Annotated in this window: 10 protein-coding genes and 1 tRNA gene; all 11 read left to right on the plus strand. The window is 37.3% G+C overall.

Annotation, left to right across the window (positions count from 1 at the left end):
- Positions 1 to 136: 136 nt before the first annotated feature.
- The gene (locus AN490_RS07910) at positions 137 to 1,363 is read left to right on the plus strand and encodes a macrolide family glycosyltransferase (protein ID WP_300001493.1); all 1,227 of its coding nucleotides are present in this window, start codon (positions 137 to 139) and stop codon (positions 1,361 to 1,363) included.
- A 50-nt stretch (positions 1,364 to 1,413) separates the two neighbouring features.
- Positions 1,414 to 2,202 carry a phytanoyl-CoA dioxygenase family protein gene (locus tag AN490_RS07915; protein WP_300001495.1) on the plus strand — a complete coding sequence of 263 codons (789 nt, stop codon included), beginning with the start codon at positions 1,414 to 1,416 and terminating at the stop codon, positions 2,200 to 2,202.
- Between the two features lie 37 nt (positions 2,203 to 2,239).
- Entirely contained in the window at positions 2,240 to 2,776 is a 537-nt protein-coding gene (locus AN490_RS07920; protein ID WP_300001497.1) for a methyltransferase domain-containing protein, read from the plus strand.
- Positions 2,777 to 2,858: 82 nt separating this feature from the next.
- Positions 2,859 to 4,223 carry a guanitoxin biosynthesis MATE family efflux transporter GntT gene (gene gntT, locus AN490_RS07925; RefSeq protein WP_300001499.1) on the plus strand — a complete coding sequence of 455 codons (1,365 nt, stop codon included), beginning with the start codon at positions 2,859 to 2,861 and terminating at the stop codon, positions 4,221 to 4,223.
- A gap of 207 nt (positions 4,224 to 4,430) precedes the next feature.
- The gene (locus tag AN490_RS07930; protein ID WP_300001501.1) at positions 4,431 to 5,561 is read left to right on the plus strand and encodes a succinylglutamate desuccinylase/aspartoacylase family protein; all 1,131 of its coding nucleotides are present in this window, start codon (positions 4,431 to 4,433) and stop codon (positions 5,559 to 5,561) included.
- A 220-nt stretch (positions 5,562 to 5,781) separates the two neighbouring features.
- Complete coding sequence (locus AN490_RS07935; protein WP_300001503.1) at positions 5,782 to 6,975, plus strand: NAD(P)/FAD-dependent oxidoreductase; 1,194 nt, start codon at positions 5,782 to 5,784, stop codon at positions 6,973 to 6,975.
- Between the two features lie 86 nt (positions 6,976 to 7,061).
- Positions 7,062 to 7,715: an HAD family hydrolase gene (locus tag AN490_RS07940; protein WP_015079613.1), complete on the plus strand. Its 654-nt coding sequence runs from the start codon at positions 7,062 to 7,064 to the stop codon at positions 7,713 to 7,715.
- A gap of 479 nt (positions 7,716 to 8,194) precedes the next feature.
- Positions 8,195 to 9,007: a carbon-nitrogen hydrolase family protein gene (locus AN490_RS07945; RefSeq protein ID WP_015079612.1), complete on the plus strand. Its 813-nt coding sequence runs from the start codon at positions 8,195 to 8,197 to the stop codon at positions 9,005 to 9,007.
- A 127-nt stretch (positions 9,008 to 9,134) separates the two neighbouring features.
- A tRNA-Gln gene (locus AN490_RS07950) sits at positions 9,135 to 9,206 on the plus strand.
- Between the two features lie 474 nt (positions 9,207 to 9,680).
- Positions 9,681 to 11,885 (plus strand): polysaccharide biosynthesis tyrosine autokinase, encoded by a 2,205-nt coding sequence (locus tag AN490_RS07955; RefSeq protein ID WP_366925028.1) that lies wholly within the window; start codon positions 9,681 to 9,683, stop codon positions 11,883 to 11,885.
- Between the two features lie 120 nt (positions 11,886 to 12,005).
- On the plus strand, positions 12,006 to 13,151 hold the full coding sequence (locus tag AN490_RS07960; protein ID WP_300001510.1) for a SpoIID/LytB domain-containing protein: 1,146 nt from the start codon (positions 12,006 to 12,008) through the stop codon (positions 13,149 to 13,151).
- Positions 13,152 to 13,268 lie beyond the last annotated feature (117 nt).

Genomic DNA, 13,268 nt, shown 5'->3' on the forward strand with positions numbered 1-13,268 from the left:
AAATTTGTAAATTATTGTAAAATTTGTAAGTTATTGTGGAAAAATTCAACACTGCCAATAAAATCAATAACCCCACAGGTTAGTAATTTTTCTGATCAAAATTTAACACTGATTTGATGACTTAGGACTTACTATTATGGCAGATATTGCTTTCTTTGATCTTCCTAGTTATACCCGGATTGATACAACTCTAGGTTTAATTCAAGAACTCGCTGATAGAGGAGAAAAAATAGATTATTATTACTTCGATGAATTTCGAGATAAAATTGAATCAGCAGGTGCTAGATTTCAACCACTGCCTAGCATGAAACCTCCAGATTTAGATCCGACACTGCAATCTCGGTTAATAGAATATTGCTTAGATGCTGTACCAATATTATTAGAAAATTTAAAAATCAACCGCCCTAAATTAATTATTTTTCATGCTAAATGCTTATGGGCTGCTATCTGTGCTGATTTACTTAATATACCTAGCGTTTGCTTCCATACAAATTTTCTTCTACCACCTCATTTTTTGCCCCCGTTACCATTGTTATTAGCAGCCTACCCGATTAATGATATTGTTAAACATTTACAAAGATTTTACCGACATCAACAACTTTGGCGGCAATTAACCCAAAAATATACACTAAAATCTATTAGCAAAAAAGATGTATTTCAACTACAACCAAATTCTATGAATTTGCGAGGTGATTTAAATATTGTTTATACATCGGAAATGTTTCAGATCCAACGTTCATATTTTGATGCCAGTTATATTTTTACAGGACCTTGCTACAGCGAGAGAGCAGTTGATCCTCAATTTCCTTTACTAAAGAGTGCAGAAAAACCAATTATTTATATTTCACTAGGATCAGTGACATCATATAATTCTAAAACCTTTTTTTATCAACAATGTTTACAAGCTTTTGCAAATAGTGAGTATACGGTGGTAATGTCTGTAGGGAAATTTATAGATATTGCTGAATTGGGAAAGATTCCCCCTAATTTTATTGTCAGTAACTATGTACCTCAGATGCAAGTGCTTCAACAAGCTAGTGTTTTCATTACTCATGGGGGAACTAATAGCACTTGGGAAGCATTAATTAACAAAGTACCACTGGTTGTATTTCCCCAAGGAGGTGATCAATATTTAGTAGCTAATCGTGTAGAAGAATTAAATATCGGAGTATGGGTAAAACAGAAAAATATTTCTCCATTGAAATTGCGATCGCTTGTTGAACAGATTATCAAAGATGAAAAAATTCGTAGTAACATTGATCTATTAAGTAATTCTTTGATAACATCAGGTGGCACGCAAAAAGCAGTAGATAAAATTTTAGAATTTAAACAGAGGAACAGCATTTCTCATGTTTTGAAATAGTACAAATTTTATTATCTGCATTAACTAAGTAAATTCTAATTAACAGCAAAATGAAACTGACAACAGAAGCACTAACAAGTTATCAAGAACAAGGATTTTTGTTCATTCCAGAGTGTTTTAGCCGTGAGGAAATATCAGTAATTTGTGATCAAATTCCCAATGTCATGGACGATGAAGCAGTTGGTCGTGTTTTGGAAGATGATCAAAAAACCTTACGCACTCTCTATGGAGTTCATCTCAATAACAAAATTTTCCGAGATTTAGTCCGTCACCCTCGTCTATTGGCAGTTGCACAACAACTTTTTGCCAGTGAATTGTACGTTTTTCGCAGCAAAATCGTCATGAAGCCAGCTTTTACCGGCGGAATGTGGGGATGGCATCAAGACTCTGCATTTGCACAGTATTACGAACGAATTTCCTCACCAAAAGGAGGAAATGCCATCCTTTTCTTAGATGAAGTCAATGAATTTAATGGACCAGTATATTACATACCAGGTTCTCATCAACAGGGAATACTCGAAGCGGCAAATTCCGCTTCAACTACTAATTCATCCTTAGCAGTCGCTCCAGAAACGATTGCCAAATTTGCATCTGTGCAAGGAATTGTCGCACCGAAAGGTCTCGCGGGGTCGGTTTTGTTTGTACATTACGATACATTACATGGTTCTGTTGCCAACATTTCTCCCTGGGACCGCCGAAACTTTGTCATCACCTATAGTAGTATTGAAAACAGCGCCCTTCCCAACAAAGAAAGACCAGCTTTTTTATCAAATCCTGATCTCACGCCATTAATAGCTCTGAGTGAAGACGAACTTGATCGTATATTTACTCAAAAATAAAATTAAATTATCAAGAATTTATACAAGAAATACAATTATGGGGATCACTTGGAGTCGAGTCATAATGAACCGGGAAACGGCGAAGCTACTAGAGAATTTGCCGTTTTCAAAATGGCGAGTATTAGAAGTTTCAGGCAAGACTTGGGAAACTTTTGGGTTTCAAGAGTATGAAAATATCAACTATCCAGAATATGATATTTGTTCTGCACCCCTACCAAGAAAGTTTGATTTAATTATCGCAGAACAAGTTTTTGAGCATTTATTATATCCCTATCGAGCCGGTCGCAATATTATTTCCATGCTTTCCCCCGGAGGGTATTTTCTCATCTCTGTCCCTTTTTTAATAAAAATTCATAACTACCCTATAGATTGCACACGCTGGACAGAAACTGGACTCAAACACTTTCTCCACGAATGCGGATTTCCTCTAGATAACATTCAAACTGGCTCTTGGGGAAATCGCCAATGTATCATTGCTAATTTCTCTCAATGGGTCGAATATGATCCTGTTTCTCATTCCCTAGATAACGAACCAGAATTCCCCTACCACGTCTGGGCATTGGCGCATTTATAACATCAAGCTAGGGTCAATATAGCAGTTGCCAGATAGATAAGAATTTACTGAAAATATTGCCAAGAAATTAACAATTCAGAACATGAATTTTACAATCCCTCAAGAATATAACTTCCTATCTCGCTTTTACCGACTGGCATTTACAAATATTCTCTCTAGTATTGTTGTGCCATTGTCGGGTTTAATAGACCTAGCCTACTTGGGACATTTACCTGATATCCGTTACCTAGCAGGAGTTTCTTTAGCCACAATTCTTTTTAGCTACTTATATCGAGTTTTGAATTTTTTACGTTCTTCTAGCAATGGTATGACGGCACAAGCTGTAGGAACAGATGATCCAGAAGCCATACTATTAGTATTACTCCGAAATGGTCTGATTGCCTTCGGGATAGGTATATTCATCGTGATTCTTCAGTACCCTTTACAAACAGTAGGGTTTACCTTTTTAGTCGGTGCAACAGAGGTAAAAGATGCCGGTCTTGACTATTTTCAGGCTCGTATTTGGGGCGCACCTGCGGTTTTACTCAACTTTGTCCTAGTTGGTTGGTTTTTTGGCCGAGAACTTAATATTTTTGTGGTGCTAATATCTGTAATAGAAAGCCTAACTAATGTAGTGCTGGACTACTTATTTATTATTCGCTGGGGTTGGGCTAGTACAGGGGCGGGTTTAACTACAGCCATTAGCCAGTATGTATCATTATTCATAGGTTTAATTATAGTTTGCTTCCACATTGATTGGTCAATTCTATCAGGTGTAATCCCAAAAGTTTTGGATTGGTCAGCTATTAAAGCTACCTTTAAGTTAAATAGAGATATGTTAGTTAGGAGTTTGGCCGTAGTCTCTACCTTTGCCATTTTTACTGAACTCAGTTCGGCAATGGGAACAGAGATATTAGCAGAAAATAGTGTTCTTTTTCAAGCAGCAGCTTTGAATATGTTTGTTGTTCAAGGAGTAGGATTTGCCACCCAAAGCCTCACAGGAAACTTTAAGGGACAAGGTACATTACAGCAGTTACAACCATTACTAATTGTTAGTTTACTCACTAGCTTATTGCTTTCAATTCCCATTGCTATTTTATATATTCTTTTTCCAGAAACTATATTTGGACTATTAACCAACCACACTGAAGTAACTGAAAACATTTCTGACTATGTCAGATGGTTGTTACCATTTCAGGGGTTTTTTGCAGTTAATGTGATTCTAGAAGGATTCTTTGGAGGTTTAACCGAAGGGCGAACATTACGTAATTCTGCCCTCATTTCCTTTGGCGGAGGTTTCATACCTATGGCTATAGCTAGTTGGTATTTTCACAGTAACCATCTTTTATGGTTAGCGATGACATTATTTTCAATAACGGCTATTGTGGTATTTTCATTTAAACTATTAGATACATTTACAAGTGAAATAAAAATTCCTATCGTTTCCTCTACAACTACGGAAAGTTAAGATAACTTTGCTATTACTTGAAAACCCTCGCAGGAGGGTAATTATTAACTTAACTTACATAATAGAATAAGATACAGTCATAAGCCCCCTCCTCGCTTTCGGGGAGGGGGTTCTTGTATTTCACTCAACCAATAACCGCTATAACACCGATTCAATCATCAAAATTAAGTAGTAAACTGTTTATTAGTTTGACTAGGGATTTGATTTATGATTGCCACTATTGCAACTATTCCCCTTTTTCAACTTGCTTCTGGTGAGTTTCTTTCTCTTCAAGTATATAAATTTATTGGGGCTAAATCTGGTAAAAAAGTATATATCCAATCTAACTTACACGGTGCGGAAATTGTTGGTAATGCTGTCATTTACCAAATTATTGATTTCTTAACGACATTAAATAATACTCAGATTATAGGAGAAATTTGGCTTGTACCTGTTTGTAATCCCTTAGCTGTTAACCAACGAACTCATAATTTTTCAACAGGTAGATTCAATGTTTACGATAGTCAAAATTGGAATAGAATTTTTTGGGATTATGAAAAAAAACATGATGATATAGAAGAATTTGCTCGTTCTCAAATTGGTTTAGATATAGATACAATTAAATATAACTTTTCCCAAAAAATTCAAACTAGTTTCGATAGTCTTTTAGATAAAATAAATGCCCCTAGTAGTGTACAACTAACTGATAAATATCGTTATAGGCTGCAATCTCTGTATTTAGATGCAGACTACGTAATTGATTTACATAGTCACACTGGAGAAGGAATAGAATACCTTTATTATTTCCGAAATCGAGAAGATAGTGCTAATTTATTTCTCCTTAATTATAGCATTTTATTTGATGAATATGATGGTGATGCTTTTGATGAATCATTTATCAAACCCTGGTTAGCTTTAGAGAAAACTTTGTTAAAATTAACCGGACAAAAAATGATATTTGATAAAGAAGCATGGACATTAGAATTAGGAACGGGAATGCAAATGAATGCAGATTCAATATCTAAAGGAGTGCGGGGAATTAAAAACTATTTAATTCAAAAAAGTATTTTAGAAATACAGGATTTAACCCAATCAAAAACTATATCTCATCAAACAAATTTTCGTTCACTTAGTCAACTAAAAAAATATTGGAGTCCCGTAGGAGGAATGATTTTATCTAAAGCTGCATTAGGTACTTCAGTAAATCAGGGAGATTTGCTATATCAGGTTCTCACTTTCAATAAAATAGGTGAATTACCCACAACTATTCATGTTCATGCAGAAAAAACAGGCTTGGTTTATGATACATCAATAAATAACTCTGTTAACGAAGGAGAATTTGTATTAGCGACTATGTAGTTTGTCATAGAAAACATTTAACACAGAATTATTCAATCTATTAATTCATCTGCGTTTATTTGCGTTTATCTGCGTTCAAATCTTGATTCTTAAATAAAATTACCATTTGTCTTGATTTGCATGAAGATAGATATCAGGATTGTCGGTTAATGGCAAGAAACCGTAATAAAACATTACACTAAAATAAATATCTGACTGGGATTTAGCACCTAAAAAAACTATGACTCAACCAACTACAAAAATTTGTATACTAGGTGGTGGCTTTGGTGGACTCTACACCGCCCTGCGTTTAAGCCAATTACCCTGGGAATCTACACCAAAACCTGAGATTATTTTAGTAGATCAGAGCGATCGCTTTGTCTTTTCTCCCCTGCTTTACGAACTCCTCACCAGAGAACTCCAAACCTGGGAAATCGCCCCACCCTACTCAGAATTACTCCAAGGAACAGGAATCCAGTTTCACCAAGCCGCTGTTTCCACAATAGACATTAGCAAGCAAACAGTTCAATTACAAGATAAATCAGAACTAAATTATGACCGCTTAGTCTTAGCATTAGGTGGCGAAACACCCCTAGATTTAGTTCCCGGTGCTGTCACTCATGCTTACCCTTTCCGTACTATCACAGATGCCTACAAATTAGAAGAACGGCTGCGAATTCTGGAAGCAGCAAATCCCGAAAAAATCCGTGTCGCCATAGTTGGTGCAGGTTACAGCGGCGTAGAATTAGCTTGTAAACTAGCAGATAGAATCGGTGAAAAAGGACGTTTCCGCCTGATTGAACTCAGCGACCAAATTCTCCGCACTTCCCCAGAATTTAACCGTGAAGCCGCCAAAAAAGCCTTAGATAGCAAAGGCGTATTTATTGACTTAGAAACCAAAGTAGCAGCAATTGATCACAATAGCATCTCTCTGGAGTATAAAAATCAAGTAGATACCATTCCCGTAGATGTAGTCATTTGGACAGTGGGAACAAAAGTTTCTCCAGTTGTCACAGCCTTACCCCTCAAGCAAAATCAGCGTGGACAAATCACCACCACAGCCCAACTACAAGCCATAGAACATCCTGAAATCTTTGCTTTAGGAGATTTAGCCGACTGTCTCGACGCAGAAGGAAAACAAGTCCCCGCCACCGCCCAAGTTGCTTTCCAACAAGCTGATTATACCGCTTGGAATATCTGGGCTACTATTACCAATCGTCCCCTCCTTCCCTTCCGCTATCAACCATTAGGAGAAATGATGGCTTTAGGAATAGATAACGCCACCCTCACCGGGTTAGGTGTGCAATTAGATGGTTCTTTTGCGTACTTAGCCCGTCGGCTGGCTTATCTGTATCGTTTACCAACTTTAAATCATCAATTGAAAGTCGGTTTTAATTGGTTAGTTAGCCCTATAATAGAAGCCATTTCTAAGTAATTAAAGATCCCCGACTTCTTTGAGAAGTCGGGGATTTGGACAAATTCAGATATCATTGCTATGTATTTAGTTAAAGTATTCATTTTATGAAAAAGCCTAAAGTTATTTTTGTAGATGCTGTGGGGACATTGTTTGGTGTTAAAGGTAGTGTTGGGGAAATTTACCGACAAATCGCCCAAGAATTTGGTGTAGAAGTTTCCGCCCAAATTTTGGATGAAAACTTTATGAAAAGCTTCAAAGCATCACCACCACCGATATTTATTGATGCAGATATCAAAGATATTCCCCAGCGTGAATATGATTGGTGGCAGATAATTGCTTTAAATACCTTTGAAGGTGCAGGAGTTCTCCAACAATTTACCGATTTTCCCGCTTTTTTTACCGAACTTTATATCCACTTTGGGACTTCCGAACCGTGGTATGTTTATCCTGATGTTAAGTTAGCTTTAATCAACTGGCGACGCTTAGGAATTGAATTAGGAATATTATCTAATTTTGATTCTCGTTTGTATTTAGTATTGCAAGGTTTAGGACTTAAAGAATATTTTACTTCTGTGACCATTTCTACTCAAGTCCGTGCTGCTAAACCAGATCCAGAAATTTTTAAAATTGCCTTAAACAAGCACAAGTGTTCACCGGAAGCCGCATGGCACATTGGCGACAGTATAACAGATGATTATTATGGGGCAAAATCCGCAGGAATAAGAGGTATTTGGATTAACCGTAATTCCACTGAATAATACCGTAATTGTCCGGTTAATAGAGGTTTATGGTGTAAATTTTTCTGGCAAAGATTCTATATATAGTCATAAGACCTCGCGGTAAGTGGGAAACGAGCGCGTCTTTAGCCCTGAGAGTGTCAAATTCATAAGTTATCGCTGTTACCTCTAGAAATTAGATTGTTAAATGAAAAAACTAATTGGCAAAATACAGAAGGTTTAGAAATGGCGAAAAATCTGCCCTTGGCTTTAAAGAAACGATTTTTGAGAGATTCTTAACTCCTTCTTTCTACCTCGGTGACTCTAGAAGTTCAAATGGCATGATATGACGATATATTTAAATATCTGGCGTTGCTGAATTGAGAGATGAAAAGCAAAAATTCCATGTCTGAAACTCTTAAACTTTGCGCCTTTGCGCCTTTGCGTGAGGCAAATTCATACTTTCATTCACCAATGCCAAATATCTACATTGTCTCAATTTACCGTTTGTTTTTGAATCTATGAAGTCTTATTTAGCCGCCGCTATTCAAATGACCAGTGTGCCTGATTTGCAAAAAAACCTGGCACAAGCAGAAGAATTAATTGATTTGTCCGTGCGTCAGGGTGCGGAATTGGTGAGTTTACCAGAAAATTTCTCTTTTATGGGAGAAGAAAAAGATAAACTAGCACAAGGAAATGCGATCGCCCAAGAAACGGAAACATTTCTCCACAAAATGGCACAACGCTTTCAAATTACCATTCTCGGCGGCGGCTTCCCTATCCCTGTGGATCATAACGGTAAGGTTTATAATACAGCATTACTTATCGGTGCTAACGGTCAAGAACTCGCCCGTTACCAAAAAGTCCATTTATTTGATGTCAATGTTCCTGATGGTAATACCTACCAAGAATCAAGTACCGTCATGGCTGGACTGGAATTACCTCCTGTTTATGCTTCCCCTGACTTGGGGAAAATTGGCCTTTCTATTTGCTATGATGTCCGTTTTCCCGAACTGTACCGACATTTATCAAGTCAGGGTGCAGATATTTTATTTGTTCCCGCCGCTTTTACCGCTTTTACTGGTAAAGATCATTGGCAAGTATTATTGCAATCTAGAGCCATAGAAAATACCTGTTATGTGATTGCACCCGCCCAAACTGGTACTAACTATGACCGTCGCCAAACTCATGGCCACGCCATGATTATTGACCCTTGGGGTGTCATTTTAGCAGACGCTGGGGAAAAACCGGGAGTGGCGATCGCCGAAATCAAACCTACGAGACTAGAACAAGTCCGCCGACAAATGCCATCCCTACAGCATCGCGTATTTTAGCCACTCAGACCCCCGCACATCCCCAACTTCTTCAAGAAGTCGGGGATCTTTCCTAAGTAAAATCTTTTTTCCCAAAACACTTGACATTATCCCAAGAGAACTGCTATATTCTCTATAGTGAATCCATTGGGGCGTAGCCAAGTGGTAAGGCAGTGGGTTTTGGTCCCGCCATCCCTAGGTTCGAATCCTAGCGCCCCAGTTATATAGAGGGCAAGTTTTTAACGCTTGCTTTTTTGTTTTGACAATTGCACCAAGCTGGAAAAAGTTCTTCTTCTTTTGTAGGTTGGATTGAACAAAGCAAAACCCAACGCATTTATTAAGTCATATATTAGGCTCTCACAAGGGATAAGCCCCATCACTACGCAACTTTGACGCGAACAATCCAACCTAAGAATTAAAGCTTTTTTAAATTTGCTAAAGGTATTGCTGGTACCTCCTCCCAAGATAAATATTTGCAGAAAATTTATGTTCCTCACACTGATTAGACATATATCTAGTTGAAGGTATTAGCCAAGAACTACTTGCTGAATATTTTCCGTTAAGTATATCTGTAATCAGAGGAAGAATAAGTATTGATTATTAAACAGAAAACATTGAGTATCAAATATCTCTAAAAGTTTTCTAATTATCATCTTCTTCCAGATATATTATTGAATTTGAGAGGAATATAATTGTGGCTACAAATGCGATAACGTTAAAAAAATTGCTTAATAGCTCTACACATATTGTAGTTGATATCAAAAAAATAACTGCGATTGCACTTCACCACCGTTGGTTTATTCTAGGGGTTTCTTGTGCGGTTATGTCAGTAACAAGCCTCTTAGCTATTACTACTAAACCAACTTATCAAAGCTATATGCAAATATTGGTAAGTTATAATTCAGATAAATCTTTACCAGCTAGTAAGCCAAAAAAAACGACAAAAGACTTACAAAAACCACAGTTATCATCTATTGACTACAGTAGTCAAGTGAAATTAATGCTGAGTGCTAAATTAGTGCAAAAAGCTGTAAATTTACTTCATACTGATTATCCACAGATGACCATAGAAGATATTTATAGTAACAGCGAAATTGATAAAACTTCATCTTTATCACTAACTCATTTACCCGGAGCTACAGAAGTTAATCAAAATTTAAACCAAGTATTTTTAATCTCTTTTACAGACAAAGATCCTCTGAAAAGTAAAAGAGTATTACAAGCTTTAGAGAAAGTATATCAGGACTATAATACCGATCAAAAAAATCAGCGGATTAATCAAGGGTTAGTATTTGTTAATAACCATCTACCGCAACTGCAAAAAGATGTATTAAAAGCCGAGAAAAAATTAGAAAAATTTCGTCAACAGAATAATTTAATTGATCCAATTTTACAAAGTAAAATCTTACTACAGTCTTTAGCAGATATCCAAAAGCAGCGACAAACAACTCGCGCTCAACTGCAAGATGTACAGACTCGACATAACAGTCTAGAACAAGCAATTGCTTCTTCTCATCAAAATCAAATAAATATTGATGATTCCCTTGAATCTCGCCAATCTCAAGCCTTAATTCGTGAACTTAATCAAACAGAAAAGGAATTAACTCAAGCTCGGATACTTTACACAGAAAAATATCCAATTATTGAACAACTGAAACAAAAAAAACAAATTATCGTCACACTATTACAACAACAAGGACAAAATAAAGCCGTTGATATCAATAGTAAATCAGAATTATCAGGACAAATAATACCTAAATTAGAAAGTGATTTAACTCAATTAAAAGTGAACGCATTAGGACTAATTGCTCATGATCGTGATTTGGCAAAATCCGAACAAGAAATTCGTTCCTTGCTGAGTACATACCCAAATTTGATTACAGAATATAAGAGGTTAGTTGCAAATGTAGAAATTTATCGCAAAACACTGCAACAATTGACGCAAGTGCAAAATTCATTAGGTGTAAAAATTGCTCAAGAAGGTTTTAATTGGCAAATTTTAGAAGAACCCGCTTTGGGAATACATATAGGGAATTTACGCTGGTTGCTAATTGTTGGCGGCATATTAATTGGGCCAATATTGGGTTTAGCAGCAGCTTTAATTTGGGGAAAATTTAATAATGCAATTTTCTATACTCAGGACTTACAAAATCTCACAAATATTCAGTTATTGGGGTCAGTACCAAGATTAGGAAAACGTAAAGATAGTTGGACAAGCCAACTCCAATCTATAGTTAGAGATAAATCTAAAAATCTGGATATTTCTCATCAGGAAATTATTAAAAATTTACCTAATCATCAAAATTTAGATATTATTTACCAAAATATTCAGATGTTAAATAATTCTCTACCTTTAAAATCATTGATGTTAACTTCTGCACTACCAGGAGAAGGAAAAACAACTTTGGCTTTAGGGTTGGGGTCTAGTGCGGCTCGAATGCACCAAAGAGTATTAGTAATTGATGCTAACCTGCGTTCTCCCAGTTTACATAAAACTCTAGGGCTGACCAATGATTGGGGTTTATCTTTATTACTTGTTGATGATATTAATCCATCATTTCATAATTATATTCAACCCATTCACCCAGCTATTGATGTTTTGACTGCTGGTCCCATACCAGAAGATGTGGCAAATTTGTTGAGTTCTGAGCGAATGCAAGAATTAATGGATTTATTTGCCCAAAATTATGATTTAGTGCTGATAGATGCGCCCTCTGTTTTAGATACAGTTGATGGTAGAATTGTCGCTTCTTTATGTAATGGGATTATTATGGTAGGACGCATTGGTAAAGTTACTCCCAATAAACTGATGGAAGCTACAGAAATTTTAAGCAAGTTAAATCTAATTGGTATTATTGGCAATGAAGTTTATGATGCTCCCCAAATATTGACACCATGAAAAAAGGAGTCACCGAGTCAGAAGAAGGAAGAAGAAAGTTACCCAGTCTCCAGTCCCCAATCTCCCGTTTTAGAGAATTGCTGAACTAGAATAGTAGACGCTTGTGATCAAACAATTAGTATGAAATTCCCACTGTTATTAGGCAATTTGTTTTCTGAGATGAAAGGTAGACATTGGTGGATAGGTATCCTGATGTGGTTTGTATTACTTGCTCCTGCACAAGCATCTGTAATTCTGCGTGTGGCAATTGAAAGAGAAGTCAAACAGGTAAAAGTCGGAGCTTCCACAACCGCTATTGTCAAAGATAGTAGTGGTAAGACTCTGGGAGAATTACCAGGAATGAGTGCCTTTGCGGCTCAAGCAGTTCCTGGAGGTGTAGCTTTAGATAGATGGCAATCGGGGTTATTTTGGATTGAACCCACCAATAAGGGATATGTTTATATAGGCGATCGCTGGTTTCGTGGTAGAACCCTAGTAGTACCCACAGCCAACGGTTTAACTGCCGTTAACTGGGTAGATTTAGAAGAATATCTCTACAGCGTTATTGGTGGGGAAATGGATACTAGCTGGCCACAGGAAGCCCTCAAGGCCCAAGCCATTGCTGCCCGTACCTATGCCCTTTATGAACGGGAAAGACAGCGGAAAAATCCCGTTTACGATTTAGGGGATAGTCCAGACCGTTGGCAAATTTATAAAGGTGTAAGTAGTGAATCTCCTAAAACTTACACCGCAGCAGATACCACCGCCGGCAAAGTCTTAACCTACAACAACCAAATCATTCTTTCCGTCTTTCATGCTTGTTCTGGTGGACACACTGAAAACGTTGAAGATGTTTGGGTTAGCAAAGAACCTTACCTGCGGGCTGTTCCCGACTTTGACCAAAAGATCAAAGAATGTAACTGGGTAAAAACCTTCACTCCCGGAGAAATTAGCGCCAGAATTTCCGGTGTTGGTAATGTCAAAGACATGATTATCGAAACTCTCTCACCTTTCAAAAGTGTCAAATCCTTAAAAATTATTGGTGATAAAGGGACTAAAGTTCTCCAAGGTGAAGAAGTGAGAACCGCACTCAAAATTAAAAGTACCCGGTTTATTGTTAGTAAAGATGCAAATGGCGGTTTTATCCTGCAAGGATTAGGCTTTGGTCACGGTTTAGGAATGAGCCAATGGGGAGCTTACGAATTAGCAAAACGTGGTGCAAACCACCTGCAAATTTTAGGATATTACTACAAAGGTGTAGCCCTGACACCCATTCAAGCAAAGTAGGAGGCAGGGGGCAGGGGGCAGGGGGCAGGGGAAGTAGGGGAAGTAGGGGAAGTAGGGGAAGTAGGGGAAGTAGGGGAAGTAGGGGAAGTAGGGGAAGTAGGGGAAGTAGGGGAAGTA

Origin of the sequence: Anabaena sp. AL09 (genome assembly GCF_001672255.1) — a bacterium.
Lineage (GTDB): Bacteria > Cyanobacteriota > Cyanobacteriia > Cyanobacteriales > Nostocaceae > Dolichospermum > Dolichospermum lemmermannii.